Consider the following 24,690-nt stretch of genomic DNA (forward strand, 5'->3'; position numbering starts at 1 on the left):
CAAGGTTTATAATGATGTTAAAAATAAGCGGAACGGCTTTAACTCCACTGCGGCGCTGGCTCATCGCTACGCCTGCCGCTTGTAAGGCGCCTCCGTTCAGTGAGTGGTGGTCACTTTGGCTTTTGGTTTTTGAAAAGAGATGAGGAATTGCAGGGCAGAGGGTTTTCTGTTTTTGTACTTCATCACTTGATTACACCAGTCGCCATCATTGCAAGAGAAGAAGGGGAACGTCATTGAAGCCACTGCGGCGCTTGCGGATGGCTACGCAATGAGCCAGACAGGGAAGAGCATCCTGTCAGTCTCATCACTTCGCCGACCGCTTGTAAGGCGCCTTCGTTCAGTTAGGGAAAAGCAGAACATGACACGTCTTTTACCTAAGTATACGCCAGTCGTCAACCAGTCACTGGACTTCATCTCTTTTAAAAGAGTACTTGGATTGCCTCCACTCAGCAGCGCAGGCATAACTGCGGGGTCGGCCGAAGTCATGAGACAACTGGCACGCACTTCGCCAGCTGGCTCATGACGAAAGGCAATCCCCCACGTGCCTGCGCGGGTCCTAAGAGTGGACTGTTGCTAACTACAACACCCGACAATGAGTCGAGCAACGACCACAAAACCAGAGACAGAACGTCATTGAAGTCACTGCGGCGCTGGCGGATGGCTACGCAATGAGCCAGACAGGAAGAGCGCCTGTCAGTCTCATCACTACGCCGACCGCTTGTAAGGCTCCTTCGTTCAGTTAGGGGGAAGCAGACCATGACACTTCTTTTGCCAAAGCATACGCCAGTCGGCAACCAGTCACTGCACTTCTTCTCTTTTAAATGAGTACATGAGTAGCTTCCACACAGCAGCGCAGGCACAACTGCGGGGTCGGCCGAAGTCATGAGACAACTGGCATGCACTTCGCCAGCTGGCTCATGACGAAAGGCAATCCCCCACGTGCCTGCGCGGGTCCTAAGAGCAGACACTTGCTGACTTCAATCCCTGACAACCGATCGAGCAACGACCACAAAACCAGAGACAGAACGGCATTGAAGTCACTGCGGCGCTGGCGGATTGCTACGCAATGAGCCAGACAGGAAGAGCGCCTGTCAGTCTCATCACTACGCCGACCGCTTGTAAGGCGCCTCCGTTCAGTTAGGGGGAAGCAAATATGACACTTCATTCGCCTAAGCATACGCCAGTCGGCAACCAGTCACTGCACTTCTTCTCTTTTAAAAGAGTACATGAATAGCTTCCACTCCGCAGCGCAGGCACAACTGCGGGGTCGGCCGAAGTCATGAGACAACTGGCACGCACTTCGCCAGCTGGCTCATGACGAAAGGCAATCCCCCACGTGCCTGCGCGGGTCCAAAAAGCCGACACTCACTAACTTCAACACCCGACAACCAATCGAGCAACGACCCAACACTACAAAACATAACCGATCGGCAAACAAAATAGCACACCAAAGATCACCTGAACTATTTGCACAGCAAAGTTATTATGTTATAATACTGTAAAAGTATCCAATAACTTAATAACTTTTGACGCAATGTCAAAGGGGAGTAGCTATAGGGAAACCTATTTCATAATCGTCAATACGTGGCTGCCAGACGGCCATCGGTTATGATAGCTGGATTTTGATCGTAAAATTCCGACTTAGCGAGACCTTTGCCTAATTATTAGGTGAGGGTCTTTTTATATTGTAAAAAACAAGGAGGAAATACGTTGGAGGCCATTTTATTAGAATATGCATGGGTACTCGTCGTACTCATCGTACTCGAAGGATTATTAGCAACAGACAACGCAGTAGTTATGGCGGTAATGGTCAAACACTTACCGAAACCGCAGCAAAAGAAAGCACTATTTTATGGCCTGCTCGGAGCATTCGTCTTCCGGTTCACTGCGCTGTTCATGATCACATTCTTAGTGAAGTTCTGGGAGATACAGGCGATCGGAGCGATCTATCTTCTATTCATTGCAGGTAAGAATATCTATGATAAAATCACCCATAAGCCGGACGATCACCCGAATAAAAAGCCAAAAAGGCAATCCGGTTTTTGGATGACCGTGCTGAAAGTGGAATTGGCGGATATCGCATTCGCATTGGACTCCATGCTTGCGGCAGTCGCACTTGCCGTGACTTTGCCAGAACTGGGTGATTTCCATATCGGCGGCATCAACGGCGGACAATTCACTGTGATGTTGCTCGGTGGCATGATTGGTTTAATCATGATCCGTTTTGCGGCCAGACAGTTTGTAATCTTGCTTGAAAAGTACCCAACGCTCGAAACAGCAGCATTTCTAATCGTCGGCTGGGTAGGTGTGAAACTGGCTGTGTTAACTCTTGCGCACCCGTCACTTCTAATCATTCCCGAAACATTCCCGCATTCCACTTTATGGAAAACAACCTTCTGGATTGTGTTATTAGTTCTTGCAGCAGGCGGATACGCATTGGCCGTTGCGAAGTCCAAAATTAAAGCAAACAGATAATGCAGAAGCAGTCCTTCCCGATTCAGGGAGGACTGCTTTTTATTGATGATTGGTTTAGAATGGAGAAAAGAGTGTAAAGTTCTATGTAACGCTATCTTTTCATCATGGTATTTGATAAAGTAGGAAAATGACATTTCCGTAATGAAAGGAATTTGAACAAGATGAGGCTTTCCAGGGAAGTATTTCATAAATTCACACCAGCTCAGATCATCGCCTTCTATTACTTTTTGGCAATTGCATCATCTTTTCTACTGTTGAACTTGCCTGGGGTATATAAACCGGGCGTAGAAGTTTCATTTATAGATAGCTTGTTTACAGCGGTAAGTGCAGTGAGTGTAACGGGATTGTCTCCTATCAGCATAGGGGAGACTTACTCCGTATTTGGACTATGTATGATCATGCTCGTTCTTCAGCTTGGCGGTATTGGAATTATGTCACTGGGTACATTTTTCTGGCTGCTGGTCAAGAAGAGGATTGGCATGAGGGAACGGCAGCTTATCATGGTGGACACCAATCAGTACACGTTACAAGGTGTTGTCCAGCTGATCCGTCAAATTATCCAAATTATCATAGCAGTTGAAATCATCGGCGGCGGTATTTTGACATTATATATACGCCGTTACTTTGAATCATTCAGTGAAGCTTTGCTGAACGGGATGTTCATGGCGGTTTCAGCAACTACAAATGCGGGTTTTGATATTACGGGTTCATCGATGATGCCTTACCATAATGATTACATTGTGCAGCTGATTTTGATGACGCTGATTGTGCTGGGCGCGATAGGTTTCCCGGTACTGATCGAAGTGAAAAGTTTTTTCTCGAAAAAAGTGCCGAACTTCCGTTTTTCGCTTTTCACGAAAGTCACAACATCCACCTTTGGAGTGCTGTTGCTGGCGGGCACACTGATCATCTGGCTATTGGAGTCATTCCATTCATTCAAGGGCATGAGCTGGCATCAGCAGTTTTTTACCGCGCTGTTTCATTCTGTCTCGGCGCGGTCAGCAGGACTGGTCACGTATGATGTTACGCAGTTCAGTGAAGCCACAGACATTTTCGTCAGTGCGTTAATGTTTATCGGTGCTTCACCGAGTTCTGTTGGCGGCGGAATCCGGACGACAACGTTTGCAATTGCATTATTATTTCTGATCAATTTTGCTAAAGGAAATGATGTCATTCACATATTTAAGCGCCAGATTAAATTGATTGATGTCTTTCGTTCGTATGCAGTTATTCTGGTGGCCTGTTTTATGGTGATGGCAGCTTTGTTGCTGCTGCTGCTGACGGAACCGGGAATCCCGGTTATCCCATTGCTGTTTGAGATCACATCTGCGTTCGGAACGTGCGGGATGTCACTTGGGATTACATCTGATTTATCTATTGTAGGAAAAATTATTATTATGACACTGATGTTCATCGGACGGGTCGGATTGATTTCGTTTATCTATACAATAGGCGGAAAATCAAATAAAACACCATATCATTATCCAAAAGAGCGTGTGATCATCGGATAAACAGTCATATAAAAAGCAGCCGGAGGAAAAATCCCGGCTGCTTTTTGCTATTGACAAACAGAGTCAAATACGTGTTCAGACAGATGATACTGCCGTGCTTTTTCACCAGGCGCGTATTGTACGACGAGATACCCCGGATCCGCTGTAACAGTTAAGTCTTCTTCCAGTTTCGCCGCGGATTTTGTGATAAAGACCTGTTTACGAATGGTTCTGTCTGTATAACCATTGGATGCAAATGATTCATCAAGGAGTTCAGGCGAACGGACAAGTAACTGATAAATCTCCTTCAGCTCTTCTTCAGGCAATACAGATTTCCACCAGATTTTTCTTGGAAGGAATTTTTGGTGAAGTAAATAATCGGCCTTTAGCAAGCTAACGGCTATAGACGTATCAACTTTCAGTATCTCATGTAAAAAACGTTCCAGCCGCGTGAATAAATCTTCAAACTGATGCCCGATGCGTGACCATCCCTGTTTTTCCCAAAACGCACCGAAGAGTTGGAAGAAGTCGAAAGGTGTATCCGCCAGCTCCGAGACGATATATTCCATGGAGTATATAAATCGCCCTGAATTCCAATATTTCTCGAGAATGTCTTCTGTTTGTTTAATCTTCAGCATATCATCAAATGACAGAACATTATTCGATACAATTTCATAAGGAGCGATGTCGATGTAGCGGTAACCATACTGCTCTGCTTGAATGCGGAGCCCTGTCCCGCGCAGTAATTTTAGGAAGCCTAACTGTAATTCTTCGGGGCGCAGAGCGAATACTTCATTGAACGTATCACGGAAAGACGCGTAATCTTCTTCAGGAAGTCCGGCGATCAAATCCAGGTGCTGCGCGATTTTACCTCCCTCTTTTAGCATCGTGACGGTACGTGACAGTTTTGAGAAATTTTGTCGTCTCTTCACAAGTTCATTTGTCAGATCATTTGTGGATTGAACACCGATTTCAAAACGAAACAGACCTGCAGGTGCTTCTTCGTTCAGAAATTGAATAACTTCCGGCCGCATAATATCACCGGTAATTTCAAATTGAAAAACGGTTCCGGGCACATGCTCGTCAATTAGAAATTGGAACATTTCCATTGCGTAGCTTCGGCTGATATTAAATGTGCGGTCAACAAACTTAATTGTTTTTGCGCCATGTGCCATCAAATAACGAATATCGTCTTTAATTGCATCCCGGTTAAAGTAACGGACACCGACTTCTATCGATGAAAGGCAGAATTGACAAGAAAATGGACAGCCGCGGCTTGTTTCGATATATGTGACACGATTTGCCAGGTGGGGAATATCTTCTGCAAAACGGAAAGGGGATGGAAGCACACGAAGATCCAGCTTTGGCCCTGGCGCCGTAATCCGCAATTGGCCGTCTTGACGGTAAGCAATACCCGCAACGGAAGAGTAGTCCTTTTGACTATCAATTGCCCTTAGGATATCTTTAAAAGTTTGTTCACCTTCACCAATGGCAATCACGTCGATCTCGGGTACTTTTTCCATCCATTGGTCATAATCATACGTAACTTCAGGACCGCCGCAGACAATAACTGTGTTCGGACTAGTCAGTTTCAACAGACGGATTACTTTCAGCGTTTCTTCAATATTCCATATGTAAACGCTGAATCCTACAACATCCGGAGCATGCTGATATAGATCGGAAACAATGGAAAGTGTAGGATCATGTATAGTAAACTCAGCCAATTCACAATGATATTCAGGGGCCGCATACGCTTTTAAATATCGGATGGCAATGTTGGTGTGTATATATTTAGCATTTAGTGTAGATAAGACAATATTCATGGGATAACTCCTATTAAAATAATAATATAAAGAATAAAGGAAAATAAATGGGTTTATGTACCTATGTGAACTATCGAGTTACTGTGACATAATATAAACAATTCAGAAAAAAATCCCATATTCAGAGATTACTTTACATCTCGATTTTCAATATAATTTGCCGTTTTTGAAGGAGATGTTGTTAATTTGCCGTTTTTGAAGGAGATGTTGTTATGGTTGCGGAAACGATAAATATTAATGAGTTCTTGGATAGTTCTCTACTTAAACTTACTTTGGATGTAAATGGCTCGATATTAGACATGACAGAAGAAGTTAAAATATTGCTGGGCCAAAATCCGTTACCCCGGCATATGTCTGATATTTTCTATCAGGATCTGCTGTTGCAAATTGAAGAACGCTTGTCTAACAATAAGCCTGAAATGGTAACAGGACATTCTATCCTGACGGGTCATCTGATAGGCGAAAATAAAAATCTTAAACCTTGTTATATTATATACCAATATCACAGTGGAAAGGTGATTATTACGATAAAAGTTGGCGAGTGGAAAAAGAAAATGCATCAAGTGTATGAAAATATCTTTACCACATCCAATTGTTCCATGGCTTTGGTTAACGAATGGGGTTTTCTGGTCTCAACGAATAACCAATTCACACAAGAATTTCCCATTCAATCTTCCGGTGATTTTGTCCATTTGCAAGAATTTTTTAAGCAGGTGACCCCCGTGCCTCCTTTTTCTTATCAGGCATATATACTGGAAGCCAGAACCAGTGGGTTTGCACAAAGGAAAATGTCTTATGATGTCAATGGAGAACTTCGCTATTTCAATGTGTATTTGGGTCTTGACCGGGAAACAGAAATGTTTGTTTTAAAGGCCGTTGATATAACAGAAACAGAACTGCTTTTCGATCAATTGGCGCACTCCGATCAATTATGCACTACGGGAGAAATTGCTGCAAGCATTGCTCATGAAGTACGGAACCCAATGACAACATTGCAAGGTTTTCTTCAGCTGCTGGAACATGAAGTGTCAGGAAATGCCCGAAACTATGTCGCTGTCATTCAAGACGAGGTCAAGCGCATGAATGAGATCCTTAACGAAATGTTGGCGCTTTCAAAACCCGCGGTTGACGAGGTTACGATATTTTCTCTTACCGTTTTGGTGGAAGAAGTTTTAGTGTTGCTTCGTCCGAAGGCGCTGCTCGATCACATACATTTGGTGAATGAAATGTATGTCAATGAACCAGTATTGATACGTGCAAATCCTAATCGAATAAAGCAAGTATTAGTGAACTTGCTGAAAAATGCAATGGAAGCTATGGAAGCGAAAGGAAGATTGACTGTCATAGTCGAAGAAGGTGACATGGGGAATGTGAATGTTCTAGTCAAGGATACCGGGGTAGGAATGGATGAAGAGATGCTGCAAAAAATTTACTTGCCATTCGTTTCCGGCAAAGAAGGCGGCACAGGCCTGGGTCTGCCTTTCGTTAAGAAAACGGTGCAGGAATATGGCGGAACAATTTCAGTCACAAGTGAAATCGGCAAAGGCACAACATTTCAATTATCATTTCCGAAAATTAGCTTGGCAGAGTCAGTGTAACAAAGCAAATTTCTATACAAGAAAGCCGATCCGTCTGCGGATCGGCTTTCTGTTGTTACTAAAAAAATTAGTGAATCGTAGCTGCCATTTCTTTAAAGTCTTCTGCATGCTCATTGTCTTCAGCAGCATAAATCGTTACGCGCACCAGCTTATCTTCGCGCTCCATCACATAGCCTGTAAAATACCCTTCAGCTGATTCAGCCTTTGCACCTTTGACAGACAGGATTCCTTCGCTTTGAGGAAGTTCTGTTTCGTCTGTAATATCCGTCACTGACTCACCATCACTCGAGGCTGCCAGCAATTCTTTCGTATTTTCATAAAGCTCATCAAATGTATAGGATTCTTCGCCTTTTGGCATCGTTTCAATACGCATGAATAGTTCGCTGTTTTCTTCCAGATACAGGCTGTCTCTGCCGGGCTCTTCGCTTGTTAATTTATAGCCGGGGAGCACCATCATAGAATAATCCTGCTCATCACTTTGCGTTTCAACAGCATCCTTCAGTGCATCTTCGTTCGTTTCCGTATTGCTGTCGGCTTCTGCATCACCTTCAGAAGATGTGTTATCTTCTGTATCTTCTGCAGGAGCTGCAGGTTCTTCCACAGCGCTGTCGGCATTGCCTTCCTGGTCTTTATCCGGATCGGATGTTCCGCACGCTGCAAGAAGTGCAGAAGCGGCTAATGAAGTGAAAATAATACGCCATTTGCTGTTCATAGTAATCGGCTCCTTTATGTTCTGTTATTATTCAATTGGACGGACGGGGACCAGGAAGGTTTCATTCCTGGCTGCTGTGAATAATTTTATAACGTTTATGGTTAATGACTGTCTTTTCTTCCATTACCTGTTCGTCGAAATTTTCCATATAAGTTAAATCGACAATAACGGAGTTCTCGTTTACTTTCTCAACAATCCCTTGTAAGCCCTCTTTAAATTCAATGATATCACCGATTTCTGCAATCGTCATTTTAGTCATCCTTTCTATATTCAAAAATTACTCTTGGCAGAGTGATGAATAACTCATATTGAGAATCATTTATAGTTTGCCTGAAAAATAGTGAAAGGTAAAGAGTTATCTTTGTAAAACAGATAAATAGAGATGCACAAATTGTCGCAAAGTGTCGATAATATAGCAGCATAATTTACGCTCATATATGATATAATAGAGGTTAGAATTTATTTAGATGGAAGGTGTGCCAATTGGTATGCAATTTCGAAGGAGAAATCGAACGTCTGAGATATCAATTAATTAAAACGGCGCAGCAAGAAGGATTACACCATGAACGTACCATTGCACTCAGTCGAAAATTGGACCGATTGATTAATAAATACGAGCAAGAAAAGATGAAAAATAAAATGAAAAATATGTAGTTTTTATGTTTAGAATGCAGCAGAGGGGGCATACTATAAATGAACACAGCAACATTCTCATTTCCCCCTTTTGTGGGCCAATCTTATTTTAAGATTGGCCCTCTTTTTTTTGGCTGCACCGTTGTAAAAGTATTTCGACTTCGATACGATAGCTATAGTAATGTATTGTGAGGAGTGGAGATATGAAGAAAGAACGGATTGCTTTTATTGGGACAGGCGTAATGGGAGCAAGTGTCGTGAAACACTTAGTAAATGCATCCTACGATGTGACGATTTTCACCAGGACGAAAGCGAAGGCGAAGCCGCTAATTGCGCTTGGAGCGAAGTGGGCGGACACGATTGGCGATGCGATCCAACGGGCGGATATTATTTTTACAATGATCGGTATGCCGTCAGATGTGGAGGAAGTGTATTTTTCGGATCATGGGATATTTGCAAACGGCCATGCATCCCAAATCTTAGTGGATATGACTACATCGAGTCCTGAATTGGCTGTGCGCATCGCCGAGAAAGCTTCTTCATTACAGATGCGTTCACTTGATGCACCAGTTTCAGGCGGAGATACCGGTGCGAAAAATGGTACATTATCTATCATGTGCGGAGGTCAGAAGGAGTTATTTGACTTCTTATATCCTGTATTATCTGTTTTCGGTAAACAAATTGTCTATCAGGGAGAAGCAGGTGCAGGCCAGCATGCCAAGATGTGTAATCAGATTACGGTAGCCGGAAATATGATTGGGGCATGTGAAGCACTTGCTTACGCTATGAAGTCAGGTCTTGACCCCGATGTAATGCTGAAGTCGGTTACATCCGGTGCTGCAAATTCTTTCAGTTTATCGGATCTCGGACCGCGGATCATTAAAGAAAATTATGAGCCCGGTTTCTATGTAAAACATTTCGTGAAAGATCTCAACATTGCATTGCAGGAGACAGAAAGGCTTCATCTTGACTTGCCTGGTTTACAGCTGGCCCGTAATCTATACACAGAACTACTGGAAAAAGGATACGGAGAAAAAGGAACACAGGTCCTGATCAAACATTATATAAATTGAATTTCTGGGCAGAAGGCTGATTAAGTCCTTCTGCTTAATTTGGTACTGAACGAAGCCAACTATACAATAGGTTCCATAATTCATCAGAAAACTGTAAAAAATGTCTGGGGCGATTGGCTGAAATGATTTTTATAATACACAAAAAACACTTGAAATCGGCTGTTACTTCAGAGTTAATTAAAAAGTAATTCCCTGCGATTACTGAATTTCACATGACGCATAATAGCTTGCTTTTTGCACATCCTTTTAGTACAGGATGTTTGTAAAGGAGTGAGTGAAGATGTGGGATGTGTGGATCTGGCCGATGGTAATTGTGACCGTCATCATGATTGCTATCTGTATAGCGGGTGTTAGAAAATCCAGCCGCTCATTTCAGTTAAATGAGAAAAATGAAATCCCTGACGCTATAGCAGAGAATCCTTATACCATGAATCCGCTGCTGTGGATTATTCTCGTCGTATCATTTTTTATCTTTATCGTCATATTTTATTACTGGGCCTCTTTCCTTTAAAGGAAGAGGTTTTTTGTTTTTATGAATCCGCTTTCTTTTTGAGGTGAAAAATTTCCATTTGTGTTATGATAGAGTAGATGCGATGAATGAATAAGTATACAAGTTTGACGATGAAAAGAAGGAGCGATCACCTATGGTTTCGATAAACAATAAAGATTTTCTTACTGCGCCCATTGCGGACCAAATTATTTCTTCGGAAAAAGTTGCCCACGTGCAAATAGGTAATAATGCAGAGCACGCTCTTCTTGTACTAACGAAGACCGGCTATTCTGCCATTCCCGTCCTCGATCACCAATATCATTTAAAAGGGCTCCTCGGGATTGGTATGATTACGGATTCTATTTTAGGTATGGAACGTATTGAATATGAGAGATTAGAAGACATAAAAGTGGATGAAATTATGGACACCAACCTGCCGACGATTCGTGTAAATGACCGTTTTCAGCGGGCTATGGATCTATTAATCAACCACCCATTTTTATGCGTTACGGAAGATGATGGAACATTTGCAGGGATCATCACCAGACGTGTAATCATGAAAGAATTCAAAAAATATATTTATAATGTGTGATGATGAAACAGAAGCAGTATATTAAGACAGTAAAAGGCTCCGATACGGGAGTCTTTTTCTAATAGAAGGAGTTGAACTATGCCGTGCCTAAAGAAACCAATCGGCCGCTCGTGCTTGCAGCAGTTATGCTTGCCATGTTCGTCGGAGCAGTGGAGGCGACGATTGTTACTACCGCGATGCCGACTATTGCATCAGAGCTTGGAGGATTCTCCCGTTACAGCTGGATTTTTTCATCTTATCTTTTAATGAGCACTGTAACCGTATTAATTTACGGGAAATTAGCGGATTTATTTGGAAGGAAGCCGATATTTTTTGCCGGTCTGACAATTTTTCTGGTTGGTTCTATATTATGCGGATTTGCAGGATCAATGGAGCAGCTGATTTTCTTCCGGCTGATACAAGGCGTAGGCGCCGGGGCGGTCATGCCGATCGCCACCACGATTATCGGAGATATTTATTCCACGGAAGAACGTGCAAAAATACAAGGATATTTATCGAGTGTATGGGGTGTTTCCGCGGTTTCGGGACCTGTCATCGGGGGACTGCTCGTGCAGTACGTCAGCTGGCAGTATATATTCTGGGTCAATGTCCCGCTTGGCCTGCTTTCAATGGCCGTTATTTACTTCTTCTTACATGAACCAAAAGAAACGTGCAAAGCTTCCGTCGATTATAAAGGTGCGTTTCTGTTGACATTTGCGCTGTCTGCCGTCTTAATTTGGCTGGTGGAAGGGGGACAGGGGTTTGGACGTTTATCTGCCGTCGGTCTGTCATTGCTCCTGCTGTCCGCCATGCTATTCTGGTTATTTTTCAGGCAGGAAAAAGCAGCGAAAGATCCTCTTATTTCATTTAGTATATGGAAAAACCCTGTTATTTTATATGCAAATCTTGTATCGCTGACTACCGGAGTTATCTTAATAGGGGTTTCTTCCTACTTGCCTACCTATGTATCAGGTGTAATGGAACAACAGGCAATCGTCGCAGGCTTTACGTTGACTGCCATGTCGATCGGCTGGCCATTAGCTTCTTCACTGGCAGGGCACTTGCTGATTCGTTTCGGTCCATTCCTCGTATCCTTTATGGGAGGGATTTCTCTCGTCATTGGCACGATGATGTTTGTTTTCATGAATGCAGAGCTCGGGCCTGTATGGGCTGGCTGCTCCAGTTTCTTCATAGGAGTCGGAATGGGGCTGACGAATACATCATTCATTGTCACGATACAGGGAGCGGTCCCCCGTATTCAAAGAGGGTCTGCGACGGCTGCCAATATGTTCATGAAGAATTTTGGAAACACGATCGGGGCGTCTGTATTCGGTGCGATTTTAAACGGCACACTCATCGCTTATTTCGCGAAAAAGAAGCTGCCGTATACAATTGATGATGTAAATACGCTGTTAACGGAGGACGGACGCTCACTAATTTCATCGCAAGAACTGTTGAGTCTGCAAAACGGTCTGGAAACTTCTTTGCACTGGGTCTATATTGCAATCGCCGTATTTGCTGTCGTCAGCTTACTATTGATTTTACGAATTCCGCGGGGGAAGGTGTATGACCATGTCAACAACTGAATTGGATATTATCAAAGCGCTGGCGGAAGAGGGAAATATGCGTAAAGCATCTGAACGACTGTACTTATCACAGCCTGCCTTGTCACAGCGCCTCCAGACGATCGAAAAAGAGTGGGGAATGCAGTTATTCATCCGCTCTCAAAAAGGTCTGGAACCGACACCTGCAGGAGAACACGTAATCAGCTATGCAAATGAATCGCTCGCTAAGAAAGATGAGACGATGGAATTGATTGCATCGCTCGAAGACAAAGTGCACGGTACGCTGAAGATCGCATGTGCTTCAATTATCGGCCAGACATGGCTGCCGCAAGTATTGAAAGAGTATGTTGCTCTTTATCCGGATGCAAAAATTTCATTAATGACTGGGTGGAGTTCCGAAATTTCAAAAGCACTCTATGAAGGAGAAGCACATATCGGCATCGTCCGGGGACAGACGGACTGGAAAAGCAATCGTGTGCATCTGTTCCGTGATCAGCTGTACCTGGTGGATTCTGAAATCTCGACTATTGATGAATTAAAAGATACGAACCGCCACTTTATTCAATACAAAAGTGATTCAAACTATTACATGGAGATTCAGCGCTGGTGGAATAAGCATTTTAAACAAAATCCAAGCCGCCGGATTGTGGTGGACCAGATCGAAACATGTAAACAGCTTGCGTTAAAAGGCATCGGCTACGCGATATTGCCTTCGATTACTCTGTCTGGAGAAGAAAAGGTTAACCGTATTCCGCTGCTGAACAGCGAGGAAGAGTTTGAACTGACACGTGACACGTGGCTGATCGGCTACGGCTCAACGTTTGAGCTGAAACAAGTGAAAGCATTTGTGGATATCGTGCAGGAATCTGCAGCATTATTGCGGAATGAATAATAAAAAAGACTTCCATAGTTTGCGGAAGTCCTGAGCTGAAAACAAACATCGGACACTGCCGGGTCTGTTTTCAGTTTTTTTATGGTGTTCTGGCGGAATGTATAAGTGCTTTGTTGTTTCTTGCCCAGTACAAAGCGAGAGTGAAACAGAGCAGCAAAATAATCGTTCCGACGATATAAGGCGAGGTCATGTTGATATCAAATATGTAACCCGCGGTGGCAGGTCCCACCATATTCCCTAAGCTCATGTAAGCGTTCATCATACCAGCTGCATACCCCTGCTCTTTACCGGCAAGTTTCGAGACCAGTGTGTTGACAGCCGGTCGAAGCAGAGAGGTGGCGGTGGAGAAAATAGTAGCCACTAATAAAATGGTGAAAAATGTATTAACGAACAGAATACCGAGCATGGCAAAAGCTGCAATCACCAGATTAATCAAGATGACACGCATCTCACCGAATCGTTTGAACAGACGGTCGATGACGAATGTCTGAATGATGACACCCACAAATCCGCCAACTGTAATAATGACAGCGATTTGCGAGGGGGTGTAATTATATTTCTGGTCTACGTACAGTGAAATTGTAGACTGGAAATTTGCCAGTCCAAATGAAAACACGAACATCACGAGAAGCATCACGAAATAAGATGTTTGTGTAGATCGCCGCATTTGCTGGAATATGTTTTCATTCGCTGCAGCACCTTGCAGCACCGGTTTAGGGTTTGGCAGGAGGATCAATGATACGACAGCGGCCAGCACCGATGCCGATGCGGCAAAGTAGAATGGGAAATACAGGCTGATTTTTGATAAAAAACCGCCGATACCCGGGCCTACCATAAAGCCTAGCGACATCGAAGCACCAAGAAGCCCCATTCCGCGTCCCCGGTTTTCAAGCGATGTGATATCCGCTACGAACGCCATTGTGGGCGGAATGATAAAGGCAGCGCCGAAACCTGAAAAGAACCGTGAAATATACAGCATCCATAGTTCTGTTGATAAACTGAAAGCTAATTGAGAAAGACCGTAAATAATTAATCCGATAATAATAATGCGTTTACGCCCATATTTATCTGAGAGATTTCCTGAAATCGGGGAGAGTATGAATTGTGCGAAAGAAAAGATCGCAATCAGCAGTCCCAGTGCTCTTCCGGCAACGCCGAATGTTCCCAAAAACTCCGGCATAATAGGGATAATCAGGCCAATGCCTGCCATGGCAATAAACATATTAAACATAAGAATATAAAGTGCAATAGGAGTAGGTGGTTTTTTCATTCGATTGCTCGCTTTCCAAGAAACTTTTTTTCTAATCGTATCATATATAAATTTCCAATACCTTTTGGAAGCTCGGGAAAAGAGGCGCATAAGAAAGTATAAAAAAACGGCACCTATATAAAGGGCCGCTGAAGATTAATCTTCTTTTTTCATTTCATCGAGTACACGATTCACACGTTTTTCGAGCATTTTCATTCCGCTGCCGCCTGCTTGGAAGTGTCGTAACTGGCCATCTTTGTCAAAGACGTAATAAGCAGGCACATATTGGTTTTCAAATGCGTCATTCAGTTTCAGTTCGCTGTCCACGAAAATTGACTGTGTGATATCATGCTCTGCTGCGACTTTCTTAATTTGCTCAAGATCTGTGTCGTCTTCGGAACGCGGCATATGGACTGCCACCACATTCAGTTCATCTGAATATTGATCTCTGAAGTTGTTAACATCCGGCATTGCTTCTTTGCACATATGACAGCTGACAGACCAAAAATGAATCAGTGTCGGCTTTGACCCAACGAGTTCTGATTTAGAAGTTTCCCCGTTCAACCAAGCTGTTGCGCCTTGGAGTTCCGGCATTTGTTCACGTAATTTCATCAAGAATTCCTCCTAGCTAAATGGGCATTATATGATAAAAAAATCCCCACGATTGTTGTAATGCGTGGGGATGGCTGTCTAAAAATTAAAGAGTTTTTTCACCTGGGCGCCAGTTTGCAGGGCAAAGACCGCCAGTTTGCAGAGCTTGCAGTACGCGAAGCGTCTCATCCACGTCACGACCAATATTATTGTGGAATACTGTCTGGTACTGAAGTTCACCTTCAGGGTTGATGATGTAAAGGCCGCGCAATGCGATGCCTTCTTCTTCGATTAATACGCCGTATTCGCGTGATACAGAATGGTTTGTATCTGCCGCAAGCGGGTATTTAAGCTGTTCTAGACCATTGTCTTTGCGGTCTGTATTGATCCAAGCCAAGTGTGTGTGGATTGTGTCAGTGGAAACACCAATTACTTCCGCATCGAGATCTTCGAACTCATCATAACGATCAGACATTGCAGTGATTTCTGTAGGACATACGAAAGTGAAGTCCATTGGATAGAAGAAAAGTACTGTCCATTTGTCGTTTTTAATGTTTTCTTGCAAGCTGACCTTGCCAAAAGATTTGTCAGCTAATACTGCTTCCATTGTAAAATCTGGAGCCTGTTTACCTACCATACGTTCAGCCATTGAAAAAAACCCCCAATTAGTCTTTTGTAAAACTTCATAACCGTGTCGTACAATTCTTACTTAGAATACCAAATATTGCAATGGATTTCAATTAGAATGAATCGAAGATAATAATTATTATTAAATAGAACAAAAAACCTATATTATGAGGATTTGAGCAGGTGTTTACTCAAAGTCTTGTTTGCAGTCAGAAGGTTTTACGGGGCGTGTCTGGCATGTTTTGCAATTCGGATCACAAATCATTTCTCGCCATTCATCGCAATCTTTACAATAGCGTGCATCAAACTCGTCACTGTAATGCAGCGGTTCCATGCACTCCACACAATGAGAAGCCATCTCTTTCCATGTGCGGATTTTCTTGTTGTTCAACAGAAAAATCCCTTCCAGGTGATTTTCTCTTGTTGCAGGCTCTGATCTTCGGTTTCGCTTGTCATCAGAGTCCAGGTAAAAAAACAAATGGTCTTCCAACTGAATCCCTCCTTACTAGATGGTTTCATTCTACTATGTCATCTGCGAAAAAACAATTTTCATGACCGTTATTCTGTAGGTAAATTGTCATTTAAATGCAGGGAGACAGTTGATTTCACTATGGTATTGTGTATAATAAGTAAGTTTACAACTGTTCTAGTACTATTTGAGTTATTACGTTATGCAAGGAGGAAGTATATTGACTAATCAGCCGATTATCCGTTTTGAAAATGTCACGAAACGATACAGCGAATCGACAACAGTGCTCGACAGGGTTTCTTTTGAAATGGAGCGCGGGAAATTTTATACATTGCTCGGCCCGTCAGGCTGCGGGAAGACCACTATTCTGCGTTTGATTGCAGGCTTTACAGAGGCAACAGACGGTTCGATTTTCTTTAATGGAAAGAAAATCAACTCAGTGCCCGCAAATGAGCGGCAAGTGAATACCGTATTTCAAGATTACGCGCTGTTCCCCCATTTAAATGTGTATGAGAATGTGGCGTTTGGCCTTCGTATAAAGAAAGTGAAGAAAAATGAAGTGGACCGTAGGGTAAAGGAAGCACTCAAGTTTGTGAACCTTCACGGATATGAAACACGTGAAATTACTGAAATGTCCGGCGGTCAGCGTCAGCGGGTCGCCATTGCACGAGCGATCATCAATGATCCGGAAGTCATTTTACTCGATGAACCATTGTCCGCACTCGATTTGAAGCTGCGTTCAGAGATGCAATACGAGTTACGGGAGCAGCAGCAGCGTCTTGGCAAAACATTCGTATTTGTCACGCATGACCAGGAGGAAGCATTGGCTATGTCCGATGAAATTTTTGTCATGAACCATGGAGAAATTCAACAATCTGGAACACCTATTGATATTTACGATGAGCCGATCAACCGGTTCGTAGCAGACTTTATTGGTGAATCGAATATTGTGACAGGGAGAATAGTGGAAGACTATCTGGTGGAGTTTACAGGCAAAAAGTTCGCTTGTGTGGACGGCGGATTCTATCCAAATGAGAAAGTCGACATCGTCATCCGGCCGGAAGATTTGGAAATGACGACAGTTGAGCAAGGAAAGCTAAGTGTCACAGTAGATACGCAATTGTTCCGGGGTGTGCATTATGAACTCTCGACCTATGATACGGACGGCAATGAGTGGCTTGTTCATTCGACAAAACCGGCGGATGTCGGCACGGTCATCGGCCTGGACTTTGCACCGGCAGATATCCACGTCATGCGTCTGAATGAATCGGAAGAAGATTTTGATGCACGTCTGGAATCGTTTGGAGTGGCGGAAGATGAAGAATAAAAAACCGTTGCGGTTCGTTTATGCTGCGCCGTATGCGGCGTGGCTGCTGCTGTTTGTCCTGGCGCCGATCGCCGTGATTGTCTACTATTCATTTTTTGATTTGTCCGGTCATCTGACATTGGCCAACTATCGCAACTTTTTTTCATCGGTTTACTTTAAATTAACGATGAGTTCGTTCTGGTATGCATTTCTCATCACGTTCTTCTCGTTATTGATTTCATATCCGACAGCTTATTTTTTGACGAAAACTAGGCATAAGCAATTATGGCTGCTGCTGATCATCATTCCTTCGTGGATTAATCTGCTGCTGAAAACGTATGCCTTCATTGGATTGATGGGGCAGTATGGGCCTATTAATGCACTGTTGGAGACAATTGGCATCGGCGGTCAGCAGATTTTATTTACAGATTTCAGTTTTGTCTTTGTATCGGTTTATATTTTCATTCCGTTCATGATTCTGCCGATTTTCAACTCGCTGGATAAAATTAACCCTGCATTGCTGGATGCATCCAAAGATCTCGGAGCGAACGCATGGGTAACGTTTAAGCGTGTGGTTTGGCCGATGACCATTGACGGGGTGAAATCGGGTGTCCAAGTAGTTTTCATTCCGGCACTTTCATTATTTATGATTACGCGTTTAATCGCCGGGAATAAGGTTATTACGCTTGGAACTGCAATTGAGCAGCAATTCCTCGTTACGCAAAACTGGGGGATGGGTTCGACAATTGCTGTATTCCTCATCATCTTCATGTTTTTAATTATGGTTCTGACATCGGGCAAAGAGAGGGGGCACCGTTAAATGGGAAAGTTAAGCAGTCTGCCAAAAATTTATCTGACGCTTGTCTTTGTGATTTTATACGCGCCTATTTTCTATCTTATTTATTACTCTTTTAACTCCGGTGGCGGAATGTCACATTTTGAATCATTTACATTGGAACATTATCAGGCAGTCTTTCAAGATACCCGGCTGCTGATCATTGTTATGAATACGGTAATCATTGCGCTGCTGTCGGCATTGCTTTCTACCACAATCGGCGTGATCGGCGCATTGGCAATATACTTTATGAAGAATAAATCAGCACGCCAGACCATCTTGTCGCTCAATAATATTTTGATCGTCAGTCCGGATGTCATTATTGGCGCTTCATTCTTAATTTTATTTACGCTGATAGGGGTCAAGCTTGGATTTGCGTCTGTTCTGATTTCTCATATTGCGTTCAGTATTCCGATTGTTGTCATTATGGTCCTGCCAAAACTGCAGGAGATGAGCACTTCGTTAATTGATGCCGCGCTCGACTTAGGTGCCACGCGAAAAGATGTAATGACGCGAGTGATATTGCCGTATATCAAACCGGGCATATTTGCAGGATTTTTCCTTGCTTTGACATATTCACTGGATGATTTTGCAGTGACATTCTTCGTGACAGGAAACGGTTTCTCGACTTTATCCGTAGAAATTTACTCCATGGCACGAACGGGCATCACCTTGACAATCAATGCACTGTCAGGCTTGATATTTTTGATTACCATCGTTCTGGTGCTTGGATATTATATTATCGGCAATAAAGCAAAGTCACCTCAGGGGGTGAGGAAATGAGAGGGTTAATCAGCAGTGCAGCGGCTATTCTGCTAGTTTCCGGTTTTTTATTGTTCATAAATTACCGGCTTGAACATAAGGCGGGGAGTGCGGGGAAAGATACGATTACAGTCTATAACTGGGGTGAATATATTGATCCGGACCTTCTGAAAGAGTTTGAAGAGAAGGAGGGGATTAAGGTTATCTATGAAACGTTTGACTCGAATGAAGGAATGATGGGAAAAATTGAGCAAGGGGGAACGTCTTATGATGTGACAGTGCCCTCCGAGTATGCGGTGCAGATGATGGAAGAAAAAGATTTGCTGATACCGCTCGATTTCTCCAAGATTCCTAACATTCAACATATAGATCCTTACTTTATGGATCTCCCGTTTGATCCGGATAATCAATATTCCATTCCATACTTCTGGGGTACAGTTGGAATTGCTTATAATCCTTCGCTGTTGGAAGGACAGACATTTGAAAGCTGGGACAGTTTATGGGATGCATCACTGCGCCAAAAGCTGATCTTGGTAGACAGTGCCCGGGAAGTGATTGGAGTGTCGCTGAATTCGCTTGGTTACTCATTAAATTCCACGAGTTTGCAGGAGCTGAAAGAAGCGACGGATAAGCTGGAAACAATGGGACCAAACGTCAAGGCGGTTATTGGTGACGAAGTGACTCAGCTCATGATCAATAATGAAGCGTCCGTCGCACTGACTTGGTCAGGGCAGGCGGCAGATATGATTTCAGAAAACGATGAAATTGATTATATCGTCCCTGAAGAAGGATCGAATCTATGGTTTGATAATATCGTTATACCGAAAACGGCCACGAATATCGAGGGAGCATATAAATTTATTAATTTCATGCTGGATCCCGAAGTGGCTGCACAAAACGCTGAATATGTAGGTTATTCCACTCCAAACATCTCGGCTCTATCATTTATGGATGAAGAAATTACGAGTGATGAGAGATTCTATCCTGATGAACAGGCGCGAGAAAATCTGGAAGTGTATGAAAACTTAGGATTAGAAACGCTTGGGGTGTATAATGAGTTATTCCTGAAATTTAAAATGGGATTGCGGTAAGGCATATAACTGATCGTAAAGGCGAGGAGCAATGATATGAAAAAGGAATTTGTAGTAATTGGTTTAGGCCGTTTTGGAGGCAGTATTGTTAAAGAACTGATTGAGCTTGAAGCAGATGTGATGGCCATTGACAAGTCGGAAGAACGTGTGGACGAATTTGCGAATATCGCAACACAGGCCGTTGCGGTAGATACGACAGATGAAGCCGCACTGCGTTCATTAGGCATACGAAATTTCGAACATGTCGTTATCGCGATCGGGGAAAATATTCAAGCAAGCATTTTGACGACGCTAATTTTAAAAGAGATTGGCGTACAGAGAATTACAGTAAAAGCGCAAAATGATTATCATGAAAAAGTGCTGCGTAAAATTGGAGCGGATCAAGTCGTTCACCCTGAACGGGATATGGGGAAGAGGATTGCGAATAATTTGGTTTCCAATAATATACTGGATTATTTGGAGCTGTCTGATGAATACTCTATCGTTGAGATTCAGGCCAATGATCACATTGCGGGATCATCGCTGATAGATTTGGATATTCGGGCCAAGTATGGAGTGAATATTGTAGCGATTAAGCGCGGTACACATATACTCGTCTCACCGCAGGCAATTGAGCAAATTGAAGTCAATGACATACTGATCGTCATTGGATCTGATTTAGACATTCACCGTTTTGAACGCAGAGCATTGCATTAATCGACAGGTAATATTGCGCGGAACGAGTGCACATGTCAAACCATATAAATAAAAAGAAGGCAAAATCCGAACATTACGGATTTTGCCTTCTATATTGAGCAAGTGCTGTTTAGCGCTTGCTTTTTGTATTTGGTAATATTTACAATTCCATAATAACAGGAAGAATCATAGGTTTACGCTTTGTTTTTTCATACAGATACGGAACGAGTGTATCAATAATATCGCCCTTTAGGTTGTTTACAGAATCCGGTTTTGCAGCCAGTTTACGCTGTAATGTTTTGGACAGCATATACTGTGCTTCATTGATCATTGCTCCTGATTCGCGCATATAAACAAACCCGCGAGAAATGAGATCAGGACCCGAAACTAAGCGGTTCTTCTTCGTATCAATTGTGGCTACAACGATCACCAGGCCATCTTCTGACAGGATGCGGCGGTCACGCAGTACAACGTTGCCGATATCTCCAATTCCGCTGCCGTCAATGTAGACATCGCCTGAAGGTACACGCCCTGCAAGTCTTGCTGATGAATCAGTAAGTGCAAGAACGTCTCCATTCCCCATGATGAAAATATTATCTGGCTCGACATCGCAGTCTATTGCAAGTTGAGAATGCATATTCATCATACGGTACTCACCGTGTATCGGCATGAAGTACTTCGGTTTGATTAAACGCAGCATGAGTTTCTGCTCTTCCTGTGATCCGTGTCCGGATGTATGGATGTTGTTTAATGGACCGTGGATTACTTCTGCGCCTGCACGGAACAGAGAGTTGATCGTTTTGTTAACGCTGAGTGTATTTCCTGGAATTGGTGATGATGAAAAGATGACTGTGTCTCCAGGCTGGATTTGCACTTGTCTGTGCGTACCGTTTGCAATGCGGGATAATGCCGCCATCGGTTCTCCTTGGCTGCCGGTGCATAAAATCATGACTTTATTGGCAGGGAGGCGGTTGAGTGACTGCGAATCCACAAACAGTTCCTTCGGCGCATCAATATATCCGAGTTCGCGTCCGATGGTAATCGCATTATCCATGCTTCGTCCGAAAATTGCGATTTTACGGTCGAAGATCTGTGCTGCTTCTATGACTTGCTGCAGTCTATGAATGTTTGAAGCGAATGTAGCGAAAATAATCCGGCCGTCTACTGTACGGAAAATATCATTCAGGCTTTCTCCGACTTTTCTTTCAGACATCGTAAAGTTTGGCACTTCTGCATTCGTACTGTCTGACAATAGGCAAAGGACGCCTTCACTGCCGATCTTCGCCATCTTGTGTAAGTTGGCTGGTTCACCGACGGGCGTGAAGTCAAACTTGAAGTCTCCTGTATGAACAATATTGCCTGAAGGTGTTTTGACGACTACTCCGTACGCATCAGGAATACTGTGTGTAGTTCTGAAAAACGATACTGCTGTTTTACGGAACTTGATGAAATCATCTTCTTCAATTTCATGAATTTCCGTTGTGCGCAATAGGCCGTGCTCTTCCAGCTTATTGCGAAGCAGTCCGATTGCCAGTTTGCCTCCATATACAGGTACGTTCACTTTGCGCAGCAAGTAAGGAATCCCGCCGATATGATCTTCGTGGCCGTGTGTGATGAAAAGTCCTTTAATCTTGTCGATATTGCGTTCTAAGTATGTGTAATCCGGAATTACGTAATCAATGCCTAATAATTCATCTTCAGGGAACTTAATGCCGGCATCAATAATAATGATTTCGTCCTGGAATTGTACACAATACGTATTTTTACCGATTTCACCTAGTCCGCCTAGGGCAAAAACGGCTGTTTCATTGTTCTTTATAGATTTCATCGATTAGACCTGCTCAACCTGAAAGTCTGGGGAAGCTTGTTCGTATGCTAAATGCTCGCCTTCCAGCTTTTGGATGTATTCAATCATTATTTCACGATTCTGTAATTGATCGCGGACTTCTTTTTCTGTTTCAGCTTCTACATACAAGCTGCGTGTGTTTTCGCGGACTGGAACTTGGTGTACGTTTTCATGGTAAAAAACTTTGAAAATCATGTTAAACTCTCCTTTTTACGTTCGTTATAAGTCATATCCTCAATAATAGCATGCAATTTCCCTAAAATAAAGAAAAGCCCACCAATTACTTGGCGGGCGTAATAGTCTAGGCAATCGTCTTTTTACCGAGCAGGCCATTGAGTCGTCTAAGCAATTTGCGTTTCAGACGTTTATACATGGCGTCATCACTCCTTGATATGACTGTAACAGATTTTTGCCAGTCTGTCAAGTTTAAATCCTTTACTCTCTATCAAATGGGACAGCGTCCGGTATTTCTTTATATGGAGCATTCTCATCTATATGGTCATAAAACATTATGCCGTTCAGATGGTCCAGTTCGTGCTGGAATGCAATCGCGGGCAGTCCTTTTAACCGCTTTTTGATTACATTGCCTTCTTTATCAAAAGCTTTTACTGTAATGCGGGCATAGCGCGGCACATAACCCGGCACTTCGCGATCGACTGATAAACAGCCTTCTCCCGTAGAAATATAGGTTTTTTCCACAGAATGACTGACGATCTTCGGATTGATGGCGATAAAGTTTTCCAGCGCATATTCTTCATCAGGTATATGGAGAACAAAAATTCTTTTGGAGGCGTTGACTTGGGGTGCTGCCAAACCGATTCCGGAGCGCAGTCCATATTTTTCGCACAGCTCATCGTCCTGGCTATTGACGATATACTCCATCATGTCATCGCACAGCTGCCGGTCTTCGTCGCTTAAAGGGAATTTTACTTCCTCCGCCTTCTTGCGCAGAGTAGGGTGGCCTTCCCGGATAATATCTTTCATTAAAATCATTTCTGCTCTTCCTTTCGGATATATTGGGTATACTACAATCCGCAGTGCGCTTTTACAACGCGCAGGTGCGGGTATATAATCATACAAATCCATTTCCTCTTATACAGTATAAACGAATGAGAAAAAGGGTGAAAGGAAAATGTGTGATGAAACATTAGGAGGTCAATTAATGAAGAAAATCATGTATTCTCTGTTCATACTCCTTCTATTAACTGCCTGTTCCAAAGAGCCGGCAATGGACCGGCAGCTCAAAGAATTATTAGTTGCAGTAGATGAAAAAGATAATCAGGGGAAGACCATTGTGAAGAAGTTAACTAAGCTGGAACGTAAAGAGCAGGACCTTTTCAATGAAGCGATGGAACTGACACAGCGGAAATATCCTGAAGTGAAGCAGCGTGTCGCTGCATTAAAAAAGTCTGCGCACGAACGGACAAACCTTCTGGAAAAAGAGGAGCATGCGGCAGATAAAGCGAAGGAAGCAGTGGAGCGACTTTCCGAATGGGCAGCTTCTGCGGGTTCATCCGAACAGACGCAAGTTGAGGCTGTAGCCGCTGTATTGCAAAAACGTTACGAAGAGCACGAAACATTTGTTTTAGAGTATAAAAAAATGATTGACAGTCAGACTCAGTTATATACACAGCTTGAAGACAGGGAGGTTCGTGACCGCGAACTGCAAAAATATGCGGCCGAAGTAAACAACTTACTGATTTCTTGCCGGCAGACGCTGGAAGAATATAATGAATTGACACTGCAGGCAAACAGATTGGCCGGACGTGCAATAGTAAGTTTAGAAAAGGCGAAATAAGGAAACATGTAAGAGAAAGAACAAAAGTCAAAGTGCGGATCGGGTGATTCACATTTCATACATTTAATGCCGGCGGTCTGGGAGGCATCACTGCCGAAAGTAAACACAACTGTACCAAC

The 24,690-nt window shown here is 43.2% G+C and carries 26 protein-coding genes; 16 read left to right on the top strand and 10 right to left on the bottom strand.

The genetic code is table 11. The features are described 5' to 3' along the window. Positions 1-208 precede the first annotated feature (208 nt). The 3 genes from SporoP33_RS16150 (at position 209) to SporoP33_RS13525 (ending at position 3,986) form a co-directional block, all read left to right on the top strand. Positions 209-523 carry a hypothetical protein gene (locus SporoP33_RS16150; protein WP_155961376.1) on the top strand — a complete coding sequence of 105 codons (315 nt, stop codon included), beginning with the start codon at positions 209-211 and terminating at the stop codon, positions 521-523. A gap of 1,187 nt (positions 524-1,710) precedes the next feature. Then, complete coding sequence (locus SporoP33_RS13520) at positions 1,711-2,475, top strand: TerC family protein (protein WP_081244206.1); 765 nt, start codon at positions 1,711-1,713, stop codon at positions 2,473-2,475. Positions 2,476-2,636: 161 nt separating this feature from the next. After that, positions 2,637-3,986: a TrkH family potassium uptake protein gene (locus SporoP33_RS13525; RefSeq protein ID WP_081244207.1), complete on the top strand. Its 1,350-nt coding sequence runs from the start codon at positions 2,637-2,639 to the stop codon at positions 3,984-3,986. Between the two features lie 47 nt (positions 3,987-4,033). Here SporoP33_RS13525 and SporoP33_RS13530 read toward each other — a convergent pair whose 3' ends face one another. Continuing rightward, positions 4,034-5,788 (bottom strand): B12-binding domain-containing radical SAM protein, encoded by a 1,755-nt coding sequence (locus tag SporoP33_RS13530; protein WP_081244208.1) that lies wholly within the window; start codon positions 5,786-5,788, stop codon positions 4,034-4,036. 212 nt (positions 5,789-6,000) lie between these two features. On the opposite strand from SporoP33_RS13530, the gene SporoP33_RS13535 reads away from it, so the two are divergent. After that, entirely contained in the window at positions 6,001-7,386 is a 1,386-nt protein-coding gene (locus SporoP33_RS13535; RefSeq protein WP_081244209.1) for a two-component system sensor histidine kinase NtrB, read from the top strand. A gap of 67 nt (positions 7,387-7,453) precedes the next feature. Here the strand turns inward: SporoP33_RS13535 and SporoP33_RS13540 are convergent, their stop codons facing one another. Together SporoP33_RS13540 and SporoP33_RS13545 are read right to left on the bottom strand one after the other, a co-directional pair. Next, a complete protein-coding gene (locus SporoP33_RS13540) occupies positions 7,454-8,098 on the bottom strand; it encodes a hypothetical protein (protein WP_081244210.1) in 645 nt (214 codons plus the stop codon). A gap of 61 nt (positions 8,099-8,159) precedes the next feature. Continuing rightward, a complete protein-coding gene (locus SporoP33_RS13545; RefSeq protein ID WP_081244211.1) occupies positions 8,160-8,348 on the bottom strand; it encodes a YkvS family protein in 189 nt (62 codons plus the stop codon). Between the two features lie 233 nt (positions 8,349-8,581). On the opposite strand from SporoP33_RS13545, the gene SporoP33_RS13550 reads away from it, so the two are divergent. The 6 genes from SporoP33_RS13550 to SporoP33_RS13575 all read left to right on the top strand — a co-directional run bounded on the left by SporoP33_RS13550 (position 8,582) and on the right by SporoP33_RS13575 (position 13,322). Then, positions 8,582-8,752: an aspartyl-phosphate phosphatase Spo0E family protein gene (locus tag SporoP33_RS13550; RefSeq protein WP_158233629.1), complete on the top strand. Its 171-nt coding sequence runs from the start codon at positions 8,582-8,584 to the stop codon at positions 8,750-8,752. 182 nt (positions 8,753-8,934) lie between these two features. After that, positions 8,935-9,804 (top strand): NAD(P)-dependent oxidoreductase, encoded by an 870-nt coding sequence (locus tag SporoP33_RS13555; protein WP_081244213.1) that lies wholly within the window; start codon positions 8,935-8,937, stop codon positions 9,802-9,804. Between the two features lie 280 nt (positions 9,805-10,084). Then, complete coding sequence (locus SporoP33_RS13560; protein ID WP_081244214.1) at positions 10,085-10,315, top strand: hypothetical protein; 231 nt, start codon at positions 10,085-10,087, stop codon at positions 10,313-10,315. A 133-nt stretch (positions 10,316-10,448) separates the two neighbouring features. Further along, complete coding sequence (gene cbpB, locus SporoP33_RS13565) at positions 10,449-10,886, top strand: cyclic-di-AMP-binding protein CbpB (RefSeq protein ID WP_081244215.1); 438 nt, start codon at positions 10,449-10,451, stop codon at positions 10,884-10,886. Between the two features lie 125 nt (positions 10,887-11,011). Further along, the gene (locus tag SporoP33_RS13570) at positions 11,012-12,451 is read left to right on the top strand and encodes an MDR family MFS transporter (RefSeq protein ID WP_196796921.1); all 1,440 of its coding nucleotides are present in this window, start codon (positions 11,012-11,014) and stop codon (positions 12,449-12,451) included. After that, complete coding sequence (locus tag SporoP33_RS13575; protein WP_081244873.1) at positions 12,438-13,322, top strand: transcriptional regulator CcpC; 885 nt, start codon at positions 12,438-12,440, stop codon at positions 13,320-13,322. Before SporoP33_RS13570 ends, SporoP33_RS13575 begins: the two co-directional genes overlap by 14 nt. A 79-nt stretch (positions 13,323-13,401) precedes the next feature. On the opposite strand, the gene SporoP33_RS13580 is transcribed toward SporoP33_RS13575, so the two are convergent. From SporoP33_RS13580 to SporoP33_RS13595, 4 genes are all read right to left on the bottom strand, one after another. Next, on the bottom strand, positions 13,402-14,592 hold the full coding sequence (locus SporoP33_RS13580; protein ID WP_081244217.1) for an MFS transporter: 1,191 nt from the start codon (positions 14,590-14,592) through the stop codon (positions 13,402-13,404). A gap of 135 nt (positions 14,593-14,727) precedes the next feature. Then, on the bottom strand, positions 14,728-15,183 hold the full coding sequence (locus tag SporoP33_RS13585) for a TlpA family protein disulfide reductase (protein WP_081244218.1): 456 nt from the start codon (positions 15,181-15,183) through the stop codon (positions 14,728-14,730). Positions 15,184-15,268: 85 nt separating this feature from the next. Next, positions 15,269-15,811, bottom strand: coding sequence for a peroxiredoxin (locus tag SporoP33_RS13590; RefSeq protein ID WP_081244219.1), 543 nt, complete (start codon positions 15,809-15,811; stop codon positions 15,269-15,271). Positions 15,812-15,976: 165 nt separating this feature from the next. After that, positions 15,977-16,279: a hypothetical protein gene (locus SporoP33_RS13595; protein WP_081244220.1), complete on the bottom strand. Its 303-nt coding sequence runs from the start codon at positions 16,277-16,279 to the stop codon at positions 15,977-15,979. 199 nt (positions 16,280-16,478) lie between these two features. On the opposite strand from SporoP33_RS13595, the gene SporoP33_RS13600 reads away from it, so the two are divergent. Genes SporoP33_RS13600 through SporoP33_RS13620 form a run of 5 tightly spaced genes read left to right on the top strand, consistent with a single transcriptional unit; the run spans position 16,479 to position 20,948 of the window. Next, a complete protein-coding gene (locus SporoP33_RS13600; protein WP_196796804.1) occupies positions 16,479-17,585 on the top strand; it encodes an ABC transporter ATP-binding protein in 1,107 nt (368 codons plus the stop codon). Continuing rightward, on the top strand, positions 17,575-18,384 hold the full coding sequence (locus SporoP33_RS13605) for an ABC transporter permease (protein ID WP_081244222.1): 810 nt from the start codon (positions 17,575-17,577) through the stop codon (positions 18,382-18,384). The genes SporoP33_RS13600 and SporoP33_RS13605 overlap by 11 nt, the downstream gene beginning before the upstream one ends. Further along, positions 18,385-19,182 (top strand): ABC transporter permease, encoded by a 798-nt coding sequence (locus SporoP33_RS13610; RefSeq protein WP_081244223.1) that lies wholly within the window; start codon positions 18,385-18,387, stop codon positions 19,180-19,182. After that, positions 19,179-20,252: an ABC transporter substrate-binding protein gene (locus SporoP33_RS13615; RefSeq protein WP_081244224.1), complete on the top strand. Its 1,074-nt coding sequence runs from the start codon at positions 19,179-19,181 to the stop codon at positions 20,250-20,252. Before SporoP33_RS13610 ends, SporoP33_RS13615 begins: the two co-directional genes overlap by 4 nt. Positions 20,253-20,288: 36 nt before the next feature. Continuing rightward, positions 20,289-20,948 carry a potassium channel family protein gene (locus SporoP33_RS13620; protein ID WP_081244225.1) on the top strand — a complete coding sequence of 220 codons (660 nt, stop codon included), beginning with the start codon at positions 20,289-20,291 and terminating at the stop codon, positions 20,946-20,948. Positions 20,949-21,087: 139 nt separating this feature from the next. Here the strand turns inward: SporoP33_RS13620 and rnjA are convergent, their stop codons facing one another. The 3 genes from rnjA to def all read right to left on the bottom strand — a co-directional run bounded on the left by rnjA (position 21,088) and on the right by def (position 23,766). Further along, positions 21,088-22,755, bottom strand: a complete 1,668-nt coding sequence (gene rnjA, locus SporoP33_RS13625; RefSeq protein ID WP_081244226.1) for a ribonuclease J1 — start codon at positions 22,753-22,755, stop codon at positions 21,088-21,090. A gap of 3 nt (positions 22,756-22,758) precedes the next feature. Further along, entirely contained in the window at positions 22,759-22,968 is a 210-nt protein-coding gene (locus SporoP33_RS13630; RefSeq protein ID WP_081244227.1) for a DNA-dependent RNA polymerase subunit epsilon, read from the bottom strand. A 240-nt stretch (positions 22,969-23,208) separates the two neighbouring features. Next, entirely contained in the window at positions 23,209-23,766 is a 558-nt protein-coding gene (gene def / locus SporoP33_RS13635; protein WP_081244874.1) for a peptide deformylase, read from the bottom strand. 169 nt (positions 23,767-23,935) lie between these two features. Here def and SporoP33_RS13640 point away from each other — a divergent pair, with 169 nt between their 5' ends. Next, entirely contained in the window at positions 23,936-24,571 is a 636-nt protein-coding gene (locus tag SporoP33_RS13640) for a YkyA family protein (protein ID WP_158233630.1), read from the top strand. Positions 24,572-24,690: the final 119 nt, after the last annotated feature.

This window comes from Sporosarcina sp. P33, from assembly GCF_002077155.1.
Classification (GTDB): Bacteria; Bacillota; Bacilli; order Bacillales_A; family Planococcaceae; genus Sporosarcina.

Bases quoted from the DNA above. Each gene is read 5' to 3' on its own strand.
- SporoP33_RS13585 (WP_081244218.1), bottom strand. From the start codon at position 15,183: ATGAAATTACGTGAACAAATGCCGGAACTCCAAGGCGCAACAGCTTGG.
- SporoP33_RS13610 (WP_081244223.1), top strand. From the start codon at position 18,385: ATGGGAAAGTTAAGCAGTCTGCCAAAAATTTATCTGACGCTTGTCTTT.
- SporoP33_RS13615 (WP_081244224.1), top strand. From the start codon at position 19,179: ATGAGAGGGTTAATCAGCAGTGCAGCGGCTATTCTGCTAGTTTCCGGT.
- rnjA (WP_081244226.1), bottom strand. From the start codon at position 22,755: ATGAAATCTATAAAGAACAATGAAACAGCCGTTTTTGCCCTAGGCGGA.
- SporoP33_RS13570 (WP_196796921.1), top strand. From the start codon at position 11,012: ATGCTTGCCATGTTCGTCGGAGCAGTGGAGGCGACGATTGTTACTACC.
- SporoP33_RS13545 (WP_081244211.1), bottom strand. From the start codon at position 8,348: ATGACGATTGCAGAAATCGGTGATATCATTGAATTTAAAGAGGGCTTA.
- def (WP_081244874.1), bottom strand. From the start codon at position 23,766: ATGATTTTAATGAAAGATATTATCCGGGAAGGCCACCCTACTCTGCGC.
- SporoP33_RS13525 (WP_081244207.1), top strand. From the start codon at position 2,637: ATGAGGCTTTCCAGGGAAGTATTTCATAAATTCACACCAGCTCAGATC.
- SporoP33_RS13575 (WP_081244873.1), top strand. From the start codon at position 12,438: ATGTCAACAACTGAATTGGATATTATCAAAGCGCTGGCGGAAGAGGGA.
- SporoP33_RS13620 (WP_081244225.1), top strand. From the start codon at position 20,289: ATGAAAAAGGAATTTGTAGTAATTGGTTTAGGCCGTTTTGGAGGCAGT.
- SporoP33_RS13530 (WP_081244208.1), bottom strand. From the start codon at position 5,788: ATGAATATTGTCTTATCTACACTAAATGCTAAATATATACACACCAAC.
- SporoP33_RS13580 (WP_081244217.1), bottom strand. From the start codon at position 14,592: ATGAAAAAACCACCTACTCCTATTGCACTTTATATTCTTATGTTTAAT.
- SporoP33_RS13630 (WP_081244227.1), bottom strand. From the start codon at position 22,968: ATGATTTTCAAAGTTTTTTACCATGAAAACGTACACCAAGTTCCAGTC.
- SporoP33_RS13560 (WP_081244214.1), top strand. From the start codon at position 10,085: ATGTGGGATGTGTGGATCTGGCCGATGGTAATTGTGACCGTCATCATG.
- cbpB (WP_081244215.1), top strand. From the start codon at position 10,449: ATGGTTTCGATAAACAATAAAGATTTTCTTACTGCGCCCATTGCGGAC.
- SporoP33_RS13590 (WP_081244219.1), bottom strand. From the start codon at position 15,811: ATGGCTGAACGTATGGTAGGTAAACAGGCTCCAGATTTTACAATGGAA.
- SporoP33_RS13555 (WP_081244213.1), top strand. From the start codon at position 8,935: ATGAAGAAAGAACGGATTGCTTTTATTGGGACAGGCGTAATGGGAGCA.
- SporoP33_RS13540 (WP_081244210.1), bottom strand. From the start codon at position 8,098: ATGAACAGCAAATGGCGTATTATTTTCACTTCATTAGCCGCTTCTGCA.
- SporoP33_RS13535 (WP_081244209.1), top strand. From the start codon at position 6,001: ATGGTTGCGGAAACGATAAATATTAATGAGTTCTTGGATAGTTCTCTA.
- SporoP33_RS13605 (WP_081244222.1), top strand. From the start codon at position 17,575: ATGAAGAATAAAAAACCGTTGCGGTTCGTTTATGCTGCGCCGTATGCG.
- SporoP33_RS13640 (WP_158233630.1), top strand. From the start codon at position 23,936: ATGAAGAAAATCATGTATTCTCTGTTCATACTCCTTCTATTAACTGCC.